Genomic DNA, 23,235 nt, shown 5'->3' on the forward strand with positions numbered 1-23,235 from the left:
GTGTTTATTATAGGCTTTTTTATAATTATGGAAAAAAGGAGGATAGCTCATGGAAAATATTAGTGAACATGTTAGACGAGAACGTGAGGCTAGAGGGGTCACGATTGAAGAGTTGGCCAAAGGAACATTTATTTCAGTAGCTGTCTTAAAAGATATAGAATCAGGTAAGTTTGACAAATATAAAGGTGACGAATTATATTTGAAAATGTATTTACGGAAAATTGCTAAATACCTAGGGTTAGAAGAAAAAGAATTAGATGCTGAATTTGAAGCACTGACACAAGAAATTCAGTTAGAAGAAATTCGTCAAGAGGATTTAAATAAACGGTTAGTTGAAGAAAATAAAAAGAACATTACTATTTCTGGTAAGGTAAGTGATACATTTAAAGATTTAAAAAATGTAAAACCTAAAAAATCTATCTCTAATAAACGTGTTTATGAAGATCGCTATTTGCTTAGATATTTTAAATATGCTTTAGTTGGTGTGGTTTGTGTGGCCATCATTTTTGTTGTTTGGTATGCAATCGTTGCAGGGCGTTCTAATACTGAAGCGCCAGATTTTAAAGATAACAATACACCAACTGTCGAAGGAAATAATGATGCTGGTAAACAAGACAGTGATGACAACAAAAATTCTAATACTGATGATAAAAATGAAGATGATAAGAAGGCTGAAACGCCTACAGTTGAAATAACTAAAAATGGTGAGTTAGATTATAGTATTAAACTTGATCCAAGTATGACTACTTTCAAGTTTAAAATGGAATTTGTTGGTCGGACATGGTCACAATTAAATGTCAATGGTAGTGATTATAGCGGCTTCAAGAGCGGTATTTACAATAATGCTAATAAATCAAATGCAACTGATGCAGCTCCAGAAATAGTTGAACTAGATATTCCGGTAGAGAATTTCCAAAATTTGGAATTAAAATTAGGATATTTTATGGGACATCGTTTCTACATTAACGATCAACCTCTAGAAATTGATGCAAGTGAATATGATGGGGGTAATCATACCCTTAAAATTACGCGGGTGCAATAATGAATCTACCGAATAAATTAACAGTTACAAGGGTATTGTTAGTTCCCTTCTTAATTCTTATTTATATGTTTCCGTATGATAGTGCAGGAATTACGGTTCCTGTCTATCATGTTTTGGAGACAAATATATCATTAGTAAATATTATCATTTTATTTATCTTTATTATCGCATCAATTACTGATTATTTTGATGGAAAAATAGCTCGAAAAGAAAAGTTAATAACAACATTTGGTAAATTTGCTGATCCAATTGCTGATAAGTTGTTAATTAATACGATTTTCTTATTATTGGCAAGTGACCAGACAATCAATATTATTATCCCTATTATAATGATTTCTCGGGATACTATAGTTGATGCGATTAAAATGTCAGCTGCGAGTAAACAAGTAGTCGTGGCGGCAAGTAAACTTGGTAAACTAAAGACAGTCAGCCAAATGATTGCATTAGGATTTTTATTAGTTAATAATTTTCCTTTTACTGTACTGGGAGTCGATGTAGCTAACGCTTTAGCATGGCTAGCTACAGTAATTTCAGTTATTAGCGGGATTGATTATTTCTTAAAAAATCGCGAGATGCTTACGGAGACAATGTGATGGATGAATTAGCTAAAACATTAATACAATATAATATAAGTATATCTAGTGTAGAGAGTTTTACAGTAGGTAACTTTGCTGCAATGCTAGGAAGTATTCCTGGCATTTCTAAGGTTTACAAAGGAAGTTTAGTAACATATCAAAGTACAACAAAGGAAAGACTATTAGGAATTTCGCATGAAATAATTTCAAAATATGGAGTTGTAAGTAAAGAAGTAGCTTCGTTGATGTGCGTTAATGGAAAACAAATTCTTGATAGTGATGTCTGTGTATCATTTACAGGCAATGCTGGGCCTGATGCAATGGAAGGGAAGCCAGTAGGATTAGTTTATATTGGGATTTTATACCAAGGTGTCAATATCTATGAATTGAATTTAAAGGGAACTCGTGAAGAAATCCAGAAACAGGCAATTGATTTTGTAATTCGAAAATTGAATGAAAAAATAAAAGTAAATTAGTATTTATATAGGTATATAATAGTAGGAGGATGAATATTATGGCAGAAGCAAAGACTAAAGAGAATAAAGAAGAAGCTAAAAAAGTCCAAGCTTTGGATGATGCAATTAAGCAAATTGAAAAAAAATACGGAAAAGGTTCTGTAATGAAATTAGGTGATCGCGCTGCCGTTAGTGTTGATGTAATTCCTACTGGTTCTTTAACTTTAGATTTAGCTTTAGGAATCGGCGGATATCCTAAAGGAAGAATTATTGAGATTTACGGACCTGAATCTAGTGGAAAAACAACATTGACATTACATGCCATTGCTGAATGTCAAAAACAAGGAGGACGTGCTGCTTTTATTGATGCAGAACATGCTATTGATCCTGTTTATGCGCAAAATTTGGGAGTTAATATTGATGAATTAATTCTTTCACAGCCTGATTCTGGAGAACAAGGACTAGAAATTGCTGAAACTTTGGTTCGTTCAGGTGCGATTGATTTAGTTGTTGTCGATTCGGTTGCGGCATTAGTACCTCAAGTAGAACTTGATGGTGAAATGGGTGATTCGCAAATGGGACTTCAAGCACGTTTGATGTCTAAAGCGTTAAGAAAAATTGCGGCAGAATTAAATAAATCTGAATGTACGATTATTTTTATTAATCAATTGAGAGAAAAGATTGGGATTATGTTTGGTAATCCAGAAACAACAACAGGAGGAAGAGCATTAAAATTCTATTCTTCTGTTCGGGTCGAAATTCGTCGTAGTGAAGCAATTAAATTAGGAACAGAAATTGTTGGAAATAAAGTGAATATTAAAGTTGTTAAAAATAAAGTTGCTCCACCGTTTAAAACTACACAAGTAGATATTATTTATGGTAAAGGAATTTCTCGTGATGGTGAAGTACTCGATTTGGCAGTAGAAAAAGACATTGTTGAAAAGAGTGGAGCATGGTATGCGTATAAAGGTGAAAAAATAGGTCAAGGGCGTGAAAATGCTAAGACTTTCTTAAGTACTCATAGTGAAATTATGGAAGAAATTACACAGGCAATCAAAGACTCCTTAGAGAGCGATAATAAAAGTGAGCAAGAATAAGAAAAGATAGGGCTAGAGCTGTTTGACGGCTTTACCCTTTTTATGGTTTTGTCAATAATATTTAGATGTAAAAATAGTTCTTATCAATACGATAAGAACTATTTTAATTCATCTTTGAGTTTTAAAAGAGCAGCAAATGGTGAATCTTCAACAGCAGTCTGCTGTTGTTTTTGTTGATTCATATATTTTTTCACATCACTTTTACGAGCCAGCTTATTTTTATTTTCTCGTTCTTTTTTAAAGGCGTTCATATGTTGGCGATAACCACATGTTTTACAAACAAACATCTGTTTGTCACCTTTACCAACAAGTTCTAATTTTTTATGACAATTAGGACAGCGAGCATTTGTGATGATGGAAACAGATTCACGATGTTTACAATCGGGGTTAGAGCAAACAAGCATTTTTCCTTTTTTTCCATTAACTTCTAACATGAAATGATTGCATTCTGGACATTTTTTAGTAGTAAGATTATCGTGTTTGAATTTGGCTTCACTAGAACTTATTTCATCTATTAAAGAACGAGTATATTTTTTTATTTCATTAATAAAAATATTTGATTTTTGTTCTTTTTTAGCAATTTTAGCTAATTCCATTTCCCACTTTGCTGTTAACTCGGGTTCTTTAAGATCTTGTGGAACTAATTTCAACAATTGTTTTCCTTTGTTTGTAACATGAATATCATTACCACTTTTTTCAATTAAGAAGGTATTAAATAATTTTTCAATAATATCTGCTCGAGTTGCAACAGTCCCTAAACCTCCTGTGTTGACTAAAGTAGAACTTAATTGTTTCGAAGTGTTTTTTGTATAACGAACTGGATTTTCCATTGCTGATAATAAGGTTGCTTCATTAAAATAACCTGGTGGGGTTGTTTGACCAGTTGTTTTGGTTATTTCAGTGATTGGTAAAAATTGATTTTGCTTTAATGATGGTAATGTTTGATCTTCACTATCTTCTTCATGACCATAGACTTCTTTCCAGCCGATTTGGGTTTCAATTTTACCAGAAACAGTAAAAATTTCTTGATTTACAATTGCATTAATTGTTGTTTGTTCATATAGATAAGGTGGTAATAGAACTGCCAAAAATCTTTTTAAAACTAATTCGTAAATTTTTAATTCTCGATCTGTAAATGAACCTAACATAGCAGGCTGTTCAGTAGGAATAATCGCATGATGATCGCTAACTTTACTATTGTTGACAAAATGACTTTGTTTTCTTATTGGACTTTTTAATATTTTATCAATTATATTGTCATAATCCCCCCCGCGACTAGCTTCTAGACGCTCTTTTAATGTTGGAACGATATCATCGGTTAAATAGCGTGAATCAGTTCTAGGATAAGTTAATACTTTATGATACTCGTATAAATCTTGCATTGTTGCTAAAGTTTCTTTAGCAGAAAAACCATAGAGTTTATTGGCATCACGTTGTAATTCAGTTAAATCATATAATTGTGGAGCATATTTCTTTTTTGTGAAAGTTGAGATTTTTTCTATTTTTAATTTTTGATTTTGAAGTTTCTTAATAGTTTCATCTATTTTGGCTTCATTAAATAAATGTTTTTCTTTTTTGGCAGATAGCCAAGTCCAGTTAATTTGGCTACTAATGATTTCTATACCATAATAATTGCGAGGAACAAAATCTTTAATTTCTTCTTCACGAGCTGCAATCATTGCTAGTGTAGGGGTTTGAACACGACCACAAGCTAGTTGAGCGTTATATTTACAGGTAAGAGCTCGAGTAGCATTGATTCCGACGATCCAGTCAGCAATACTTCGACTATATGCGCTATGATATAAAGCTTCATATTCACGAGCATTTTTTAATTTTTTAAACCCTTCTTTGATTGCTTTATCAGTTACTGATGAAATCCATAATCGCTGCATTGGCTTTTTAATATGTGCTTTATTAATGATCCATCGAGCTACTAGTTCTCCCTCACGACCGGCGTCGGTTGCTATAATGATATCTTTAACGTCATTACGATTCATAAGGTTTTTGACGGCATTATATTGTTTAGCAGTTTTACCAATAACTACTAATTGCATTTTTTCAGGCATGATGGGAAGATCATTTAAATCCCACTTTTGATAATGTTTATCATATTTTTCAGGGTCAGCTAATGTTACTAAGTGACCTAAAGCCCATGTAACAATATATTTATTTCCTTCAAGACCACCATTAACATTTTTATTGCATTGTAGAACTCGTGCAATATCGCGTCCAACTGATGGTTTTTCTGCTAATACTAGTGTTTTTGACATTTTTTTTACCTCATTTCTTAAATATTCTATCATAATAAACTACTGATATGAAACTAAATTATAAAATGATACCGCTATCTTTTTTTTGTTGATTTAATCATAGATATTTCTCTTTTTAAAAATTATTATCTTAAAATCACCTAAAATTTGTTGTTATAGGACTTTAACAAAAAAATATCCTCGAAACACTTTTCATTGTAAATGATGTCAAAATATTATACAATATTATTGTGCTTGTCACATAATGAATTCCTATAGATTCATAAAAATAATTTACATAGAAGAAAATGGAGGACAAATATGCCAGGAAATATTGCCTTTTCTATTTTAACCTATGTTCTAGCTGTGGCTTTAGGTTTTTTTATTAATTATTTAATTAATAAATTAAAAATCTCTAAAGCTAACGTAAGTGCTGCAAAGATTATAGATGATGCAACTGCCAAAGCGGACAATCTTGTTAAAGAAGCAATTTTAGATGCTAAGACAGAAGCATATGAGTTAAAACTTCAAGCTGAAAAAGAAGCTAAAGAACAAAAACAAGAAATTAATGAACTTGAAAATAAACTTTTACAACGTGAACAAACAGTTGATCGTCGTGATATTGCTGTTCAAGGGAAAGAAGATGTTTTAGCGCAAAAAGTAGTACAATTAGACGAAAGAGAAGCCGGACTAGGTAAACTAGAAGCTGAATTAAAAGAAAAAATCAATGCTAAAATTGGTGAATTAGAAAAAATTGCTGCAATGTCAGCAAATGAAGCTAAGCAAGAATTATTTAAGCAGGTTGAACAACAAACTGCTACAGAGATGACGGCTTATATTAAAGATCAAGAGGAGGAAGCTAGATCAAAAGCAAGTCTGCTTTCTCGTGATATAATCGCTAATGCGATTAATCGTTATGCTCAAGAAGAAACAATTGAAAGAACAGTTTCTGTTGTCGCTCTTCCAAGTGAAGAAATGAAGGGAAGAATTATTGGACGTGAAGGTCGCAATATAAAAGCAATCGAACAATGTACTGGGGTAGATTTAATAATTGATGATACTCCTGAAGCTATTACAATTTCATGCTTCGATCCTGTTAGAAGAGAAATTGCTAGATTATCATTGGAGACTTTGATTCGTGATGGCCGAATTCAACCAGGTAGAATCGAAGAAGTAGTTCAAAAAACTAAAAATGAATTAGATGAAGTGATTCGCAAAACAGGTGAAGATGCCGTTTTTGAATTAGGAATTTCAAAAATTGATAAAGATATTATCATGATGTTAGGAAAACTTAAGTATCGTACTAGTTATGGCCAAAACGCCTTACAACATTCATTGGAAGTTGCTCATTTAGCAGGAATCATGGCTGCTGAATTAGGTTTAAATCAACAACTAGCTCGACGGGCTGGTTTATTACATGATCTTGGTAAGGCAGTTGACCACGAAATGGAAGGGAGCCATGTGGAATTAGGAGCAAAATTTGCTAAAAAACATGGTGAACATGCTACAGTTGTAAATGCAATTGAATCACATCATGGTGATGTACCTGCAACAAGTGTAATATCAATTTTGGTTGCTGCTGCTGATACTTTGAGTGCAGCACGCCCAGGTAGTCGTAGTGAGACAATTGAAAACTATATTCAACGACTAGAAAAACTTGAAGAAATGGCAAAAAGCTTTGATGGAGTTGATCGGGTTTTTGCAATTCAAGCTGGACGTGAAGTTCGAATTGTTGTTAAGCCAGATAAAGTAGATGACTTGATGTCTCATAAAATTGCTCGTGATATTAAAACGAAGATTGAAGAAGAGCTTACATATCCAGGACATATCAAAGTTACAGTAATTCGTGAAGTAAGAGCAAGTGAAGTTGCTAAATAGGGATAGGCATAGCCTATCCTTTTATTTGAAAGGGAAATAAAATGAAAATATTATTTATTGGTGATGTATTTGGTTCAATTGGACGTGAAATGATTGAAGATTATTTGCATCGTATTGTAAAAGATAATCAAATTGATTTTGTAATAGCAAATGTTGAAAATACAAGTCATGGAAAAGGTTTACTAAAACGCCATTATGATGAGTTATCATTTCAGGGAATTCAAGCCATGACAATGGGAAATCATACTTTTGATAAAAAGGAATTATATGACTATATTGATGAAGCGGATAAATTGATTGTACCAATCAATCAGCCAAAAGTACTACCTGGAGTTAAATCACGGGTATTTAATGTAAAAGGTAAATTGATTAGGATAACTAGCGTATTAGGTGTTGCTTTTATGGATAGTCGTACTTCAAATCCATTTGAAGTAATTGATGAGTATCTTGATTTACCGCATGATATTCATATCATAGATTTTCATGGTGAAGCAACAAGTGAAAAAATCGCTTTTGCACATTATGTTAAAGATAAGGCAAGTGCTGTTCTTGGAACACATACTCATGTCCAGACTGCTGATGAAAAGATAATTGATAGTAAATTAGCTTTCATCAGTGATGTAGGAATGACGGGGCCGTATATGAGCGCAATTGGTTGCGATCTTGATGCAATCGTCACAAGGCTAAGAGGTTTTGGAGCGCCATTTATCGTAGCTGAAAGTAGTGGTCAGCTATCTGGAGTAATAATTACTTTTGAGGAAAATACACCTGTAGCGATTGAACGAATCTTAATTAATCAAGATCATCCATATTAGGTATAATAATTAAATGTTTTCATATATTTTTTTAGGAGGAAAATTATGGAAACAATTAAAGTATCATCAACGTCATGCCCTAATAATGTGGCTGGCGCTATTGCTAGTATGATTAGAAATGAATCTAAATTACAGATTCAGGTTATTGGAGCTGCTGCTTTAAATCAAGCAATTAAGGCAATTGCAATTGCTCGGGGTTATATTATCCCAACTGGAAATGAAATTGTCTGTATTCCTTCATTTCATGATCTAATTGTTGATGATAAGGAAATCACAGCACTTAGGTTATTGTTAGAATTACGATAATTTTAAGTAATAAAAACTTAACAAAAAAAGTAACCCTACTTTAGATGAAAAGGGTTTCTTTTTTTAGTGTTTTGCGTTATAATAGTAGGCGTGATATAGGAGGAGATTTATTATGGCAAAATGTAAATTATTAATGCAAACTGCACAAACACAAAAATTAATCGATTTTTTTGATGGATATGAAGATGATAAAGTAAAATGTAAATTCATTAAAAAAACTGGAATCAAGGCTGAAATTGAATGTGAAACAGAACTTACACCAGATGAAGCAGCTGGACATTGTAAGAGTCTTTTTAAAAAGACACCTGATGGAGCAGTTTTATACTTCTCTATTCAACCAGATGGATTCTTCGGATAATAAGGACGTAAGTCCTTATTTTTTTATTTACGATAAAAGCAAGAATTAGATTTAATAAAAATGAATTTTTTCTTGTGGAAATAATAGAGATTTATGTATATAATATGATAGAAAAGTGGTGAATAAATGAAAGATTATAGTAATTATTTTAAAGGGCCTTCATTAAATGAGGCTAAAAGAAGAAGTCGTGACGAAGTTGGTCGCTATGATGATGCCTATCATGTTCCAGGAGATATGGTCAAAGTTGGACTAGGAAAAAAATATTATATTCAAACATATGGGTGTCAAGCAAATGAACGTGACAGTGAAACTTTATCAGGAATATTGGAAAGTATGTCATATCAACCGACTACAGAAATTAAAGAGGCTGACGTGATTGTTTTAAATACTTGTGCAATTCGTGAAAATGCCGAAGAAAAGGTATTTGGAAAAGTTGGATATGTCAAAAATTTAAAGAAGACTAATCCAAATCTAATTTTCGCAATGTGTGGATGTATGGCTCAAGAAGAGGTTGTTGTTAATCGGATATTGGAAAAGCATCCCCATGTTGATTTGATTTTTGGTACTCACAACATACATCGATTACCTGAGTTATTAAAAGATGCACTTTATAGTAAAGAGATGATTGTTGAAGTTTGGTCTAAAGAGGGCGATGTAATTGAAAACGCACCAGTTAGACGGGACAACAAGTATAAAGCATGGGTAAATATCATGTATGGATGTAATAAATTTTGTACTTATTGTATCGTTCCTTATACACGTGGAAAAGAACGTTCTCGTTTAGCAAAAGATATTATCAAAGAAGTTGAAGAACTGGTTGCTGAAGGCTATCAAGAAATAACGCTTCTTGGGCAAAATGTTAACAGTTATGGTAAAGATTTAGGTGAGGATTATAATTTCTCAAACTTACTTGAGGATGTCGCTAAAACAAATATTCCACGAATTCGTTTTACAACGAGTCATCCTTGGGATTTTAGTGAAGATATGATCAAAATTATTGCGAAATATGATAATATCATGCCGGCAATTCATTTACCAGTTCAATCGGGGAATAATGAAGTATTAAAGTTGATGGGGCGCCGTTATAGTCGTGAACAATATCTAGAATTATTCCATAAGATCAAAGAATATATTCCTGACTGCACAGTCACGACAGATATTATCGTGGGGTTTCCAAATGAAACTCATGAACAATATCTAGATACATTGTCTTTATATCAAGAGTGTGAATATGATTTAGCTTATACATTTGTCTACTCACCTCGGGCAGGAACACCAGCCGCGAAAATGGTTGATAATGTAGCAAGTGATGAAAAAGACCAACGATTATATAAATTGAATGAAATCGTTAATGAAAAAGCGTATAAGCAAAATCAACGTTTCTTAAATAAGATTGTCGAAGTATTAGTTGAAGGAACATCTAAGAAGGATGATTCAATGTTGACTGGGTATACTCGGCATCAAAAATTGGTAAACTTTAAAGGTGATCCTAAAGATATTGGAAAAATTATTAAAGTAAAAATAACTGAAGCCAAAACATGGGCTTTGAAAGGTGAATCAATTGAATCGTAGTTTGGATTGTGCTAAACAGTTAAATAAATATTTATTGAATCTTGATGTCATTAAAGAATATCAAAAGTATGAGCAGCTAATTCATCAGGATGATAAGATAGAAAAACTTGAAGCAAAGATGAAAGCATATCAAAAGAAGATTGTAAATCAAAAGTCAAAACAAGATGAAACAGTTGTTAAAACAATTGAAGAATATCAAAAAATTAAAGATGAATTTGAGAATCATCCATTAGTTGTTAATTATTTATACTTGAAGGAAGAAGTAGATAGTCTTTTGCAATCGATAAATACATATATAAACGGACAATTATTAAAATAGGGCTTGACTTAACGATTGATCCTAATTATAATTTATGAAATATTACACAAAACGACATAGAAAAGGAGATAGAAAATGGCATATTTTTTTGATGAACCATCACGCACATTTAATGAATATCTTTTAGTACCTGGATATTCATCTGCTGAGTGTCAAGCTAAAAATGTTAGCTTAAAGACACCATTAGTTAAATTTAAAAAAGGTGAAGAACCTGCGTTATCATTAAATATTCCCCTAGTTTCAGCGGTAATGCAAGCTGTATCTGATGATAAAATGGCAGTAGCTCTTGCAAGAGAGGGTGGGGTTTCATTTATTTATGGATCACAAACGATTGAAGATCAAGCAGCTATGGTTAAACGAGCTAAAACTTATAAAGCAGGATTTGTTCCAAGTGACTCTAATTTAAGTATTAGTGATACACTTGCAGATGTAATTGCTTTAAAAGAGAAAACTGGACATTCAACAATGGCAGTAACTGAGGATGGTAGTGCCAATGGAAAATTATTAGGAATCGTAACAGGCAGAGATTACCGGGTTTCTAGAATGGGTTTAGATACAAAAGTAACTGAGTTCATGACACCATATGATAAATTAATCTGTGGGCACATTGGAATTACTTTAAAAGAAGCAAATGATCTTATTTGGGATAATAAGTTAAATGCTTTACCTATTATTGATGATGATCAAAAATTAGCATATTTTGTCTTTAGAAAAGACTATGAAACAAGAAAATCAAACCCAAACGAACTATTAGATGATTCGAAACGTTATGTGGTAGGCGCTGGAATCAATACTCGTGATTTTGCCGAACGTGTACCGGCTTTAGTAGAAGCAGGTGCTGATGTTTTATGTATTGATTCATCAGAAGGCTTTACAGAATGGCAAAAAATTACGATTGACTGGATCAGAGAACATTATGGTGATAGCGTTAAAGTTGGAGCTGGTAATGTTGTTGATGCGGATGGTTTTAGATTTTTAGCTGAATCTGGAGCAGATTTTGTTAAGATTGGTATTGGTGGTGGATCAATCTGTATCACTCGTGAACAAAAAGGAATTGGTCGTGGGCAAGCAACGGCTACAATTGAAGTTGCTAAAGCACGTGATGAATATTTTAAAGAAACAGGAATTTATATTCCAATCTGCTCTGACGGTGGGATCGTTCATGATTACCATATGACATTGGCTTTAGCTATGGGTTCTGATTTCATCATGTTAGGTAGATATTTCTCAAGATTTGATGAATCTCCAACTAATAAAGTTAGTATCAACGGTCAGTATATGAAGGAATACTGGGGTGAAGGTTCTGCTCGTGCTCGTAACTGGCAACGTTATGATATGGGTGGTGATTCTAAACTTTCTTTTGAAGAAGGAGTTGACTCATATGTACCATATGCCGGTAGCTTAAAAGATAATGTTGGTTTAACTTTAAGTAAAATCAAGTCAACAATGTGTAACTGTGGAGCCTTAACTATTCCAGAATTACAAGAGAAAGCAAAAATTACGCTTGTTTCCTCAACTAGTATTGTTGAAGGTGGCGCACATGATGTAGTTTTAAAAGATTCTACATCTGGAAATGGACATCAAAACTAAAACGCGATTAATTCGCGTTTTTTTGTTCATTTTTTTTAATTTCCAACATATATTAAAATAGGTGAGAACATGGCAAATAATATTCGTGAAATCATTACTCAGGCAGTAATTGCTAAAGGGAAAAAAAGAACCCTTAATAAATATCCGTTTTCGATTGAAGGATATGACAAAATTCTAGGGTGTTGGATTACTAACCATCGTTATAACGCAGCTTTTAAAGATGGGAAACCTGTTGTTTTGGGAACTTTTGACGTTCATCTATGGTACAGTATCAATGATGATAGTAGTCTATTGAAGCAAACTGTAAGCTACTTAAACGAATTAGATTTAGTGAAAAAAGAAACCCGAAATTTTGATGAGGGTGATGAATTAATGGTTACCTGTAATCGTGAACCAAAATGTATTAGTGTAAATAAGTTGGAAGATAAAGTTGTCATTGAGATTGAAAAAGAAATCTCATTAAGTGTTGTTGGTAAAACAACAATGCGAGTAGAAACTAAAGCAGAGAATGAGACATGGGATGAATTAGAAAATTTAACAGTCGATGAAAATTTTATCAAATAAAGGCGGAAGCCTTTTTTCTTTTGAGGTTACTTGTGTTATAATGTGATAGTAATTTTTTAGAAGTGAGGTTAATTGATGAAACCAAAATATAGTCCAATGATGATGCAATATTTATCAATAAAAGAAGAAAATCAAGATTCAATCGTTATGTTTAGATTAGGGGATTTCTATGAAATGTTCTTTGACGATGCCATAATGGTTTCTAAAGAATTAGAAATTGCTTTAACAGGGAAAAATGCTGGAGCTCCTGAACGGGTTCCAATGTGTGGGGTACCTTTCCATTCGGCTAGTGGATATATTCAAAAATTAGTTGATAATGGACATCGGGTTGCGATTGTTGAACAGTTAACAGAACCTGGGAAACGAGGAATCGTAGAACGTGGGGTGGTACAGATCATTACTCCAGGAACTATCTTTGATGAATCTCTGACAAATAATAAAAACAATTATATTGCTGCCTTAGAAGAATTTGATTTTACTTATACTTTAGCTTTTTGTGATATCACAACCGGCGAATTTAGTGTGGTCAATATTGAAAAGAAAGAGAAATTATTATTGAATCAGCTAGAAACAATGGCAGTTAAGGAAATTGTCACTTTACCAAATCAAATACGTGAATTTGATGATATTTTATCTTCACCATTTGCACACGATAATTATAATGAAAAGTATGATAAGATTTTTAGCAAAATCAATGATTTAAAACAAATTAAAACAGCGTCATTACTGCTTAATTATTTATTAGATACACAAAAAAGAGAATTGGAACATTTACAGATAATTGAAGAAATTAATAATGAAGATTATGTGACAATGGATCTTTATACAAAAAAAGCTTTAGAACTGACGAGTAGTGCTAAAAGTAATGATAAATATGGAAGTCTATTTTGGCTTTTAGATCAAACTAAAACAGCAATGGGATCACGGATGTTAAAACAATGGATCGAACGACCTCTAATTAATCAAGAACAAATAGAAGAACGTTTGGATATCGTAGAGATCTTTACTAATCATTTTATTCAACGAGAAAGTATTAAAGAAATTCTGAAAGATATTTACGATCTTGAAAGACTATCTTCACGAATTGCTTTTGGAAATATTAATGCTCGTGATCTAAAGTGGATTAGCAGTTCCTTAAAAGTAGTTCCAGAATTAAAAAATCAATTATTATCGTTAGATGAACCTTTAATTAGTGCCTTGGCAGATCATTTTACTGATTTAAGTCACATTACTAATTTGATTGATCAAGCAATTGTTGATAATCCGCCATTAACTGTAAAAGAAGGAAATTTAATCAAGGAAGGATTTAATGAAGAACTTGATGAACTTCGTTATATCCGTGATCACGGTAAACAGTGGTTAGCTCAATTTGAGCAAAATGAGCGTGATAAAACAGGAATAAAAGGATTAAAAGTAGGATATAACCGTGTCTTTGGATATTATATTGAAGTGACTAAAGGAAATCTATCATTAGTTAAAGATGAATTTAATTATACTCGTAAACAAAGTTTATCTAATGCTGAACGTTTTGTGACACCAGAATTAAAAGAGATGGAATCAAAATTACTTAGTGCACAAGATAAAATGATAAAACTAGAATATGCATTATTTACAGAAATTAGAAATTACATAAAAAAAGATGTTCATGCTATTCAGGATGTTGCTAAAATTATTGCTAAAATTGATGTTTTTCAATCATTAGCAATGATTTCTAGTGAGAATAGTTATGTTCGGCCAACTTTCAATCATAATAAAGTGTTTAAAGTAGTTGATGGTCGTCATGGCGTAATTGAACGGGTTATGGCACAAGGAACATATGTTTCGAATGATGTAAATATTGATGCTGCTAATCCAGTGATGTTGATTACGGGACCTAATATGGGTGGTAAATCGACTTATATGCGAACGATTGCTTTAATTGCACTGATGGGACAAATAGGGTGTTTTGTTCCATGTAGCGAAGCTTGTATTCCAATTTTTGATCAAATTTTTACTCGAATCGGGGCTAGTGATGATTTAATTTCCGGGCAGTCAACTTTTATGGTTGAAATGTTAGAAGCTAATAATGCTTTACGCTTTGCAACAGAAAATTCATTGATTATTTTTGATGAGATAGGTCGAGGGACTGCAACTTTTGATGGGATGGCAATTGCTCAAGCTATGATCGAGTATATCGCTGCAAAGATTAAGTGTATTACATTATTTTCAACTCATTATCATGAATTAACATTCTTAGAAGAAAAGAATCTTGGAATTAAAAATGTCCATGCTAGTGCTTCAATTGAAAATGATGATCTTGTCTTTTTATACCGTATCAAACCAGGACGGTCAAATAAATCTTATGGTGTCAATGTTGCTAAATTAGCAAAATTACCAGATGCAGTATTAAATCGTGCTAATGTACTATTAGAAGCTTTAGAGGAAAATAATATTGAGCATCATTTAAGCGATGATACTTTAAAAGAAGCTCCACCAGTAACCGTAAGTGTAGTGGAAAAATATTTAGAAGGTATTGATCCAATGGCGCTTTCACCAATTGATGCTTTATCAACATTGATTGAATTAAAGAAATTAAATGAAAAGTAGGTGATATATTTGCAAAAAATAAGACAGCTAGATGATGTATTGGCTAATAAAATCGCTGCTGGTGAGGTGATTGAAAGACCGGCAAATGTAGTTAAAGAACTAGTCGAAAATAGTATTGATGCAAACAGTACGAAGATAGATGTGATTATTGAAGAAGGTGGATTAAACTTGATTCAAATAATTGATAATGGTGAGGGAATGGTCAAAGAAGATGCCTTACTATGTTTTTCACGTCATGCTACTAGTAAAATCAAAGATGATCAAGATTTGTTTTGCATTCAAACTTTAGGGTTTAGAGGTGAAGCAATTCCTTCGATTGCTTCAATTAGTAATTTTGAATTGAAAACGAGTACAGGAGGAACAGGGACAACTGTTACTTATGAATATGGACGCTTTGTTGAGTGTAATGAAAGTGATAGTAAAAAAGGGACTAATATCAAAGTTGAAAAATTATTTCAAAATGTCCCAGCTCGATTAAAATATATAAAATCGACTAATGCTGAGTTTGCTAATATTCAAACATATTTGGAACGGCTATCTTTATCTCATCCGCACATTGCTTTTATGTTAGTTCATAATGGCAGAACAATTTATAAGACCAATGGAAATGGTAATTTGTTGGAAGTTATCTCGAACATTTATGGATTAAATGTTGCCAAAGCAATGATTCCAGTGGATTTTGAAGATGATGAATTTCATGTGACGGGTTATGTTTCAAAAATTGATGTGAATCGTGCTAGTAAGAATCATATGGTGACAATGGTAAATTCACGGGTAGTTAAAAATAAAGTGAGTGTTGATAGTATTAATAATGCATATCGTCGATATTTAGCTGATAAACGTTATCCAATTGCGATTGTTAATATTGAAATAGATCCTTATTTAGTAGATGTTAATGTGCATCCCTCAAAGCTGGAGGTACGTTTTTCTAAAGAAAGTCAATTACGTGAATTAATTTATCAAGGTGTTAGTGATGCTCTTGCAAAAGTTAATTTGACTTACGATGCGACCGCTGAATATAAAAAAACTAAGGCGCCTTTGAATTTGGAACAACCTAGTCTTGATTTAACTTATGAGTCAGTACCCATTAAAACAATAGAGCAACCACGATTTGAAGCTGATTTTCCTCAAAATGATCAAGAAGTTGTTTTTAAAGACGCATCTTTCGATGATTTTACTTTTGTTAAGGAAGAAACTAGTGAATACATTATCCCCAATCAACAAATTATTGAGACAAAAGTTGAGCCACGTGAAAAATTAATGAAAAAGAAGTTATTTGTTAAAGGACAGGTTCATGGTACATATATAATTTGTGAAGATGAAACAGGAATGTATATTGTTGATCAGCATGCTGGGCAAGAAAGAATCAATTATGAGTATTTTTTGGAAAAATATCAAAATCTTGATCTATCAATGCGGGATTTATTAGTACCGATCACACTTGAATATCCTTTAAGTGAATTTTTGATTATTGAGGAAAGGAAAGACTTATTGACTAAAGTTGGAATTAATCTTGAGGTTTTTGGTAATAGCGGTTATGTAATAAAGCAATTACCGTTATGGATGCAAAATATTGATGAGCAAGTATTTATTGAAGATATGATGACGCAGTTATTAAATGATAATAAAATCGATGTCATCAAATTACAAGATCATGCAATTGCTACGCTTAGTTGTAAAGCTTCATTAAAAGCAAATACACATTTATCAACCGAAGGGATGCAAAATATTATTGATAATTTAATGCGTTGTGATAATCCATACGTTTGTCCGCATGGAAGACCAACAATTATATATTATTCAACTTATGAAATTGAAAAGTTATTTAAGAGGGTCGTGTAATGGAGAAAGTTATTGTTGTAGTTGGTCCAACTGGGGTTGGAAAAACTAGGATGGGCGTTGCTCTAGCTAAGCATTTTAATGGCGAAGTGATTAGCGGTGATTCGATGCAAATATATAAAACAATGGATATTGGAACGGCTAAAGTAACAGATGATGAAATGGAAGGTATTGTTCATCATTTGATTGATGTTAAGGAACCAACTGAAAGCTATAGTGTAAAAGATTTTCAAGATGAAGTTCGTTTAAAAATAAAAGAAATAATATCACGTGGTAAATTGCCGATTATTGTAGGTGGTACAGGATTATATATTAAAGCAGCACTTTATGATTATGAATTTAGTGAAAGTCAAACCAATCATCAAGAATATGTTGAGAAGTATCAAGATTATTCAAATGAAGAGTTATACAATTATTTAATTGAGATTGATAAAGCAAGTGCTAAAGAGCTTCATCCTAATAATCGTCAACGGGTCTTAAGAGCAATTGCAATTTATGAAAGTACAGGGATAAAAAAAAGTGAAACACTTGCCAAACAAAATCATGAATTAATTTATAATGCTAAATTTATTGGGCTGACATTAGAACGTGAAAGTTTATATCAGCGGATCGATCAACGTGTTGATTTGATGATGGAGCAGGGATTGCTTCAAGAAATAGATGGCTTAATGAAAAAGAATTATACCCGTGAAATGCAAAGCATGAAAGCAATCGGGTACAAGGAATGGTTTGCTTATTATCAGGGAACTCAAACACTTGATGAAACTTTGGAGTTGATAAAAAAGAATTCTCGTAATTATGCAAAGCGTCAATATACTTGGTTTAATAATCAAGTTCCGGTTATTTGGTTTAATGTGAATCTAAATAATTTTAATGAGACGATTAATGCAGTTATCAGTGAATTAGAAGGGTAATTATACCCTTTTATTGTTTATGCAACTGTTAGTTGACAGATTGCCTAGCCGTAGTTTATTGTGATTTGGAATAAAAAAACTATAATCATGGTTGTCAGGAGGAAGAAATAAATGATGTTTAATGACAACTTAAATAAATATCGAAAACAAAAGGGATTGTCGCAAGAGGAATTAGCTTTTCGGTTAGGAGTATCGAGACAATCGGTAAGTAAGTGGGAATCAGGTCAATCTACACCTGAATTAGAACGAATAATTGAAATTGCTGATCTATTTGGTATATCTTTAGATGAATTAATTGGACATGAAAGTAATGATTATGTTACAGTTGACCGTGAAGAATTGAGAAGTGTAGTGCGTCATCTCTTTACTTATGAATATAAGAGTAAATTTAAAATTGGAAATGTTCCATTAATTCATATTAATTTAGGTCGTGGTTTTAGAATTGCGAAAGGAATTATTGCAATTGGCAATATTGCGGTAGGGCTTTTTAGTTTTGGGGCTTTAGCACTTGGTGTATTTAGTCTTGACGGTCTGGCAATTGGTTTATTGACATTAGCAGGAATTGCTATAGGGGGAATTAGCTTAGGAGGGCTAAGTATTGGCTATTTTGCTGTAGGTGGAATGGCAATAGGAATCTATGCAATTGGAGGTATGGCAATTGCCTCCAAACTCGCAATTGGGGGTATGGCTCATGGTTATGTTGCAATTGGAAGTTCTGCAAATGGTGTCCATACATTAGTTAGCACTAATTGTTCACTAGAAATGATTAGTAATTTTATCTTGCGACAGCATAATCTAAATGCTAAAATAGTTGAATTTTTATTACTCTTTATATATTAAAAGCCGTCTGAAAACAGACGACTTTTTTATTCATCATAAATATTAACAATTTCTCCATTTAAAATTCGATTCATATTTTTTATAGCACAGAAATTACCGCACATACTGCAAGTATCTTCTTTTTCAGGTTTTGCTTGTTGGCGGTATGTACGTGCTTTTTTAGGATCAATGGCTAATTCAAACATTTTTTCCCAGTCTAAATTTTTTCTGGCACAACTCATTTGGTAGTCCAAATCTTTTGCCCCTTTGATACCTTTCGCAATATCGGCAGCATGTGCTGCAATTTTAGATGCGATGATTCCTTCTTTAACATCATTTAGATCAGGGAGACGAAGATGTTCAGCAGGAGTTACATAACATAGAAAAGCAGCACCATTAGCGGCAGCCAATGCACCGCCAATTGCAGCTGTGATATGGTCATAACCTGGGGCAATATCAGTAACTAGTGGACCAAGAACATAAAAAGGGGCTCCCTGGCAAATGGTTTGTTGAATTTTTATATTAGCTTCGATTTGATTTAAAGCCATGTGACCTGGACCCTCAACAATTACTTGAACATCTTTTTGCCATGCACGTTTTGTAAGTTCTCCCAAAGTCACCAATTCTTCAATTTGACTTATATCGCCAGCATCTTCGATTGAACCAGGACGGCAAGCATCACCTAAACTTATTGTTACATCATATTTTTGACAAATATCAAGGATTTCATCATAGTATTCATAAAAAGGATTTTCTTGACCAGTCATTTCCATCCAAGCAAAAATAATTGAACCGCCTCGGGAAACGATATTAGTAAGACGCTTATTTTCTTTAAAACGTTGAGCTGTATTTTTATTAATTCCTACATGAATTGTCATAAAATCTACTCCGTCGCGAGCATGCATCTCAACAATATCAATCCATTGTCGAGCAGTAATTTCTTTTAAGGGCTTATGATAATAAACTACAGCATCGTAGATTGGCACTGTTCCAATTATTGCGGGACATTCTTTGGTTAATTTGCGACGGAATTTTTGAGTATCGCCATATGAACTTAAATCCATTATTGATTCAACTCCCATATTGACAGCATCATTAGCTTTTTTAAGTTCCATATCTAAATCTTTCCAGTCTCTAGAAGTTCCAAGATTTACATTAATTTTTGTTTTAAGCATTGAACCAATCCCATTTACATTAATACAGGTATGATACTTATTGGCTGGGATAACAACTTTTCCTTGGGCTATTAGTGTCTTCAATTCTTCAATATTCATTTTCTCTTTAGCCGCAACAATTTTCATTTCAGGAGTAATGATTCCCTTTTTTGCTGCATTCATTTGTGTTGTGTAATTCATTTTTTATCTCCATTCTTTTTTGTATAGAAAAAGGTTTGGACCAAAATAGGTTCAAACCGAACATAAACAAAAATAGTGGCTAGATCCCTACGTTGGCATTACCCAAATCAGGTTATACAGGTCGAAGTTAGATTACTTCCTCTCAGCCCGCATACGAGCTCCCTTTCTATATAAATAAGTCTACCTTTACTGCACGCAAATGTCAATTTTTATTACTTATTTTGTTGATTTAGTTTTTTTATATCACTGGTACGCCCGTGTTTCAAAATTCTTCGATAATTCTCAGCTAAAGCTTTTTCATAATTACTGGTCATCCATGGTACATAGAACTGTGTATTTCCTAGTTCTTTTGGAAGATACTGAATATATTCCCACAATTCTGGCCGACTATAATCATACTTTTCATCATCTTCTAAACCAACCGGCGTAAGACGTAAGTAAGAAGGGGTTTTTAAAGAACGTTCATTTAGTGAAGTTAACGCAGCATCAATTGCATTTTCACTAGATTTTGATTTTGGTGATAAACATAAATCGATAATTGCACTAGCAATAGGAATTCGAGCTTCTGGAAAACCGATTGTTTTAGCGGCTTGCATAGCAATTACCGTACGCATACACGCATTTGGATTGGCTAAACCAATATCTTCATAAGCAGTTGTGATAAGTCGCCGTTCTAAAGATTCAATATCTTTTGATTCAATCAGTTTAGCAAAATAATACATAGCACCATTAGGATCACTACCACGGATTGATTTTTGCAAACCACTTAATGTATCGTAGTAATTATCTTCGTCTTTATCATAGACAACATTAGTTTTAATAGCAGCAGTTTTCAAATCAGCTTGAGTAATATGATTATTTTCACAAACAATTGTACAAATTTCTAAACAGTTATAACCATAGCGAATATCGCCACTACATAATTTTGCAATACTATGCAATGCTTCTTTTTCAATCGTATATTTGCTGTTTAAACCATTTGGTGAAGTCATTGCCTTATTTAAACCAGCTACAATTTCATCAACAGTTAAAGGTCTAACTTCAAGAATATGACAACGAGAACGAATCGCTGGATTAATTGAATGAAATGGGTTTGCTGTAGTACATCCAGCGACTATTAATAATCCACTTTCCATGTGTGAAAGAAGATCATCTTGGCGCGCTTTATTAAGTCGATGAACTTCATCAATGATTACAAAAAGACTACCACTTAACTTAGCTTCTTCAATAATTGCATCCATTTCTTTTTTATTTCCGGTTGAAGCGTTGAAGATGCGATATGGAATGTCAAGATCATTTGCAAGGGCCATTGCAATTGTTGTTTTGCCACAGCCGGGGCTACCGTATAAAATAATTGAAAATGGATGACTTTTTTGAACAAATTTAGTTAAAATAGCATTTGGTCCAACTAAATGTTGTTGTCCGATTATATCTTTTAAATTTTGAGGTCGCATTCTATTGGCAAGGGTTGATGACATATTATCTTCCTTTCGTTTTTAAAATCAGTTATAATAATTATAACATTTTTAAAGATTGAAAGATAGGTGGATTAAAATGAGATTAGTTGTACAGAAAGTTAGTCAAAGTAGTGTTAAGATTGAAGGAGAAATTGTAGGAGCTATTGATAAAGGATATATGGTTTTAGTTGGGATAACTAATGGCGATGACGAGTTATTAGTTGAAAAGATGGTTGATAAATTAGTGAATTTGAGAATATTTGAAGATGAAAATGATAAATTAAATCTATCTTTATTAGATGTAGGAGGAAGTGTTTTATCAATTTCACAGTTCACATTATATGCTAATTGTAAAAAAGGACGAAGACCAAGTTTTATCGATGCTGCTAAACCAGATATTTCTAGTCCGCTTTATGATTTTTTTAATAAAAAGTTAGAAGAAAAGGGAATTAATGTGGAACGAGGAGTATTTGGAGCAATGATGGAGGTATCATTGATTAATGATGGGCCAGTGACAATTATCTTAGATAGTAATGAGTTATTTTATTAACAAATTGAGTAAACTTATTGATTTTATATTTTTTTACAAAAAAAGACAAAAAAGGCTTTACAAGACAAAAGGGATATGGTAAATTAAATAGGCACTCGAGGAAAGGGACGTAAGGACCGGAGAGAAAAAGCAAAAAAAGTTAAAAAAAAGATTGACTAAAAAGCGAAAAGAGTGTAAGATATTCAAGTCGGCAAAAGAAGCCGGAGAGATCATTGAAAACTAAACAGAATTAAGAAACACACGTCAATATCCAGAAGGATAAAAAAGAAAAAAGAGCTAAACAAACGAAGAGTTGTTTAAATAAACAATGGAGAGTTTGATCCTGGCTCAGGATGAACGCTGGCGGCGTGCCTAATACATGCAAGTCGAACGCGAGCACTTGTGCTCGAGTGGCGAACGGGTGAGTAATACATAAGTAACCTGCCCTAGACAGGGGGATAACTATTGGAAACGATAGCTAAGACCGCATAGGTACGGACACTGCATGGTGACCGTATTAAAAGTGCCTCAAAGCACTGGTAGAGGATGGACTTATGGCGCATTAGCTGGTTGGCGGGGTAACGGCCCACCAAGGCGACGATGCGTAGCCGACCTGAGAGGGTGACCGGCCACACTGGGACTGAGACACGGCCCAGACTCCTACGGGAGGCAGCAGTAGGGAATTTTCGGCAATGGGGGAAACCCTGACCGAGCAACGCCGCGTGAAGGAAGAAGGTTTTCGGATTGTAAACTTCTGTTATAAAGGAAGAACGGCGGCTACAGGAAATGGTAGCCGAGTGACGGTACTTTATTAGAAAGCCACGGCTAACTACGTGCCAGCAGCCGCGGTAATACGTAGGTGGCAAGCGTTATCCGGAATTATTGGGCGTAAAGAGGGAGCAGGCGGCAGCAAGGG

General features: G+C 33.3%; 20 protein-coding genes, 1 rRNA gene and 1 riboswitch. Of the genes, 18 read left to right on the forward strand and 3 right to left on the reverse strand.

Annotated elements, in window-relative coordinates; genetic code table 11:
• Window positions 1-49: 49 nt before the first annotated feature.
• From KSU54_RS07000 to recA, 4 genes are read left to right on the forward strand one after another with little or no spacing between them, the layout of a single operon-like run.
• The gene (locus KSU54_RS07000) at window positions 50-1,042 is read left to right on the forward strand and encodes a helix-turn-helix domain-containing protein (RefSeq protein ID WP_003534410.1); all 993 of its coding nucleotides are present in this window, start codon (window positions 50-52) and stop codon (window positions 1,040-1,042) included.
• On the forward strand, window positions 1,042-1,635 hold the full coding sequence (pgsA, locus tag KSU54_RS07005; protein ID WP_003534408.1) for a CDP-diacylglycerol--glycerol-3-phosphate 3-phosphatidyltransferase: 594 nt from the start codon (window positions 1,042-1,044) through the stop codon (window positions 1,633-1,635). The genes KSU54_RS07000 and pgsA overlap by 1 nt, the downstream gene beginning before the upstream one ends.
• Window positions 1,635-2,093 carry a CinA family protein gene (locus KSU54_RS07010; protein WP_003534406.1) on the forward strand — a complete coding sequence of 153 codons (459 nt, stop codon included), beginning with the start codon at window positions 1,635-1,637 and terminating at the stop codon, window positions 2,091-2,093. Before pgsA ends, KSU54_RS07010 begins: the two co-directional genes overlap by 1 nt.
• Window positions 2,094-2,131: 38 nt before the next feature.
• A complete protein-coding gene (gene recA, locus KSU54_RS07015) occupies window positions 2,132-3,169 on the forward strand; it encodes a recombinase RecA (protein WP_008792720.1) in 1,038 nt (345 codons plus the stop codon).
• Window positions 3,170-3,267: 98 nt separating this feature from the next.
• Here the strand turns inward: recA and KSU54_RS07020 are convergent, their stop codons facing one another.
• Complete coding sequence (locus KSU54_RS07020) at window positions 3,268-5,439, reverse strand: DNA topoisomerase III (RefSeq protein ID WP_117792041.1); 2,172 nt, start codon at window positions 5,437-5,439, stop codon at window positions 3,268-3,270.
• 300 nt (window positions 5,440-5,739) lie between these two features.
• Here KSU54_RS07020 and rny point away from each other — a divergent pair, with 300 nt between their 5' ends.
• The 12 genes from rny to KSU54_RS07080 all read left to right on the forward strand — a co-directional run bounded on the left by rny (window position 5,740) and on the right by KSU54_RS07080 (window position 18,999).
• Window positions 5,740-7,296 carry a ribonuclease Y gene (gene rny / locus KSU54_RS07025; RefSeq protein ID WP_003534398.1) on the forward strand — a complete coding sequence of 519 codons (1,557 nt, stop codon included), beginning with the start codon at window positions 5,740-5,742 and terminating at the stop codon, window positions 7,294-7,296.
• Between the two features lie 41 nt (window positions 7,297-7,337).
• The gene (locus KSU54_RS07030; RefSeq protein ID WP_003534396.1) at window positions 7,338-8,111 is read left to right on the forward strand and encodes a TIGR00282 family metallophosphoesterase; all 774 of its coding nucleotides are present in this window, start codon (window positions 7,338-7,340) and stop codon (window positions 8,109-8,111) included.
• A 45-nt stretch (window positions 8,112-8,156) separates the two neighbouring features.
• On the forward strand, window positions 8,157-8,417 hold the full coding sequence (locus KSU54_RS07035; RefSeq protein WP_003534395.1) for a stage V sporulation protein S: 261 nt from the start codon (window positions 8,157-8,159) through the stop codon (window positions 8,415-8,417).
• A gap of 112 nt (window positions 8,418-8,529) precedes the next feature.
• On the forward strand, window positions 8,530-8,775 hold the full coding sequence (locus KSU54_RS07040; RefSeq protein WP_003534394.1) for a hypothetical protein: 246 nt from the start codon (window positions 8,530-8,532) through the stop codon (window positions 8,773-8,775).
• Window positions 8,776-8,901: 126 nt separating this feature from the next.
• Window positions 8,902-10,347, forward strand: coding sequence for a tRNA (N6-isopentenyl adenosine(37)-C2)-methylthiotransferase MiaB (miaB, locus tag KSU54_RS07045; RefSeq protein ID WP_003534393.1), 1,446 nt, complete (start codon window positions 8,902-8,904; stop codon window positions 10,345-10,347).
• On the forward strand, window positions 10,328-10,666 hold the full coding sequence (locus KSU54_RS07050) for a YlbF family regulator (protein ID WP_003534392.1): 339 nt from the start codon (window positions 10,328-10,330) through the stop codon (window positions 10,664-10,666). Before miaB ends, KSU54_RS07050 begins: the two co-directional genes overlap by 20 nt.
• Window positions 10,667-10,741: 75 nt before the next feature.
• On the forward strand, window positions 10,742-12,256 hold the full coding sequence (locus KSU54_RS07055; RefSeq protein WP_003534391.1) for an IMP dehydrogenase: 1,515 nt from the start codon (window positions 10,742-10,744) through the stop codon (window positions 12,254-12,256).
• A gap of 69 nt (window positions 12,257-12,325) precedes the next feature.
• Window positions 12,326-12,820, forward strand: coding sequence for an outer spore coat protein CotE (gene cotE, locus KSU54_RS07060; RefSeq protein WP_003534390.1), 495 nt, complete (start codon window positions 12,326-12,328; stop codon window positions 12,818-12,820).
• Window positions 12,821-12,895: 75 nt separating this feature from the next.
• Window positions 12,896-15,406, forward strand: coding sequence for a DNA mismatch repair protein MutS (gene mutS / locus KSU54_RS07065; protein WP_008792716.1), 2,511 nt, complete (start codon window positions 12,896-12,898; stop codon window positions 15,404-15,406).
• Window positions 15,407-15,415: 9 nt separating this feature from the next.
• A complete protein-coding gene (mutL, locus tag KSU54_RS07070) occupies window positions 15,416-17,248 on the forward strand; it encodes a DNA mismatch repair endonuclease MutL (protein WP_117792042.1) in 1,833 nt (610 codons plus the stop codon).
• Entirely contained in the window at window positions 17,248-18,159 is a 912-nt protein-coding gene (gene miaA / locus KSU54_RS07075; protein ID WP_003534387.1) for a tRNA (adenosine(37)-N6)-dimethylallyltransferase MiaA, read from the forward strand. The genes mutL and miaA overlap by 1 nt, the downstream gene beginning before the upstream one ends.
• A gap of 111 nt (window positions 18,160-18,270) precedes the next feature.
• Window positions 18,271-18,999 carry a helix-turn-helix domain-containing protein gene (locus KSU54_RS07080; protein ID WP_117792043.1) on the forward strand — a complete coding sequence of 243 codons (729 nt, stop codon included), beginning with the start codon at window positions 18,271-18,273 and terminating at the stop codon, window positions 18,997-18,999.
• Window positions 19,000-19,025: 26 nt separating this feature from the next.
• On the opposite strand, the gene thiC is transcribed toward KSU54_RS07080, so the two are convergent.
• Window positions 19,026-20,333 carry a phosphomethylpyrimidine synthase ThiC gene (thiC, locus tag KSU54_RS07085; protein WP_008792713.1) on the reverse strand — a complete coding sequence of 436 codons (1,308 nt, stop codon included), beginning with the start codon at window positions 20,331-20,333 and terminating at the stop codon, window positions 19,026-19,028.
• A gap of 67 nt (window positions 20,334-20,400) precedes the next feature.
• Window positions 20,401-20,508: riboswitch (TPP riboswitch) on the reverse strand.
• 37 nt (window positions 20,509-20,545) lie between these two features.
• Window positions 20,546-21,811 carry a replication-associated recombination protein A gene (locus KSU54_RS07090; RefSeq protein ID WP_008792712.1) on the reverse strand — a complete coding sequence of 422 codons (1,266 nt, stop codon included), beginning with the start codon at window positions 21,809-21,811 and terminating at the stop codon, window positions 20,546-20,548.
• Window positions 21,812-21,887: 76 nt separating this feature from the next.
• Between KSU54_RS07090 and dtd the strand changes: the two genes are divergently transcribed.
• Both dtd and KSU54_RS07100 read left to right on the forward strand, forming a co-directional pair.
• Window positions 21,888-22,340, forward strand: a complete 453-nt coding sequence (dtd, locus tag KSU54_RS07095; protein WP_003534383.1) for a D-aminoacyl-tRNA deacylase — start codon at window positions 21,888-21,890, stop codon at window positions 22,338-22,340.
• 304 nt (window positions 22,341-22,644) lie between these two features.
• A 16S ribosomal RNA gene (locus KSU54_RS07100) occupies window positions 22,645-23,235 on the forward strand; the annotation flags it as partial.

The sequence above is a fragment of the Erysipelatoclostridium sp. MSK.23.31 genome (genome assembly GCF_019125875.1).
GTDB classification, from domain to species: domain Bacteria; phylum Bacillota_I; class Bacilli_A; order Erysipelotrichales; family Coprobacillaceae; genus Thomasclavelia; species Thomasclavelia ramosa.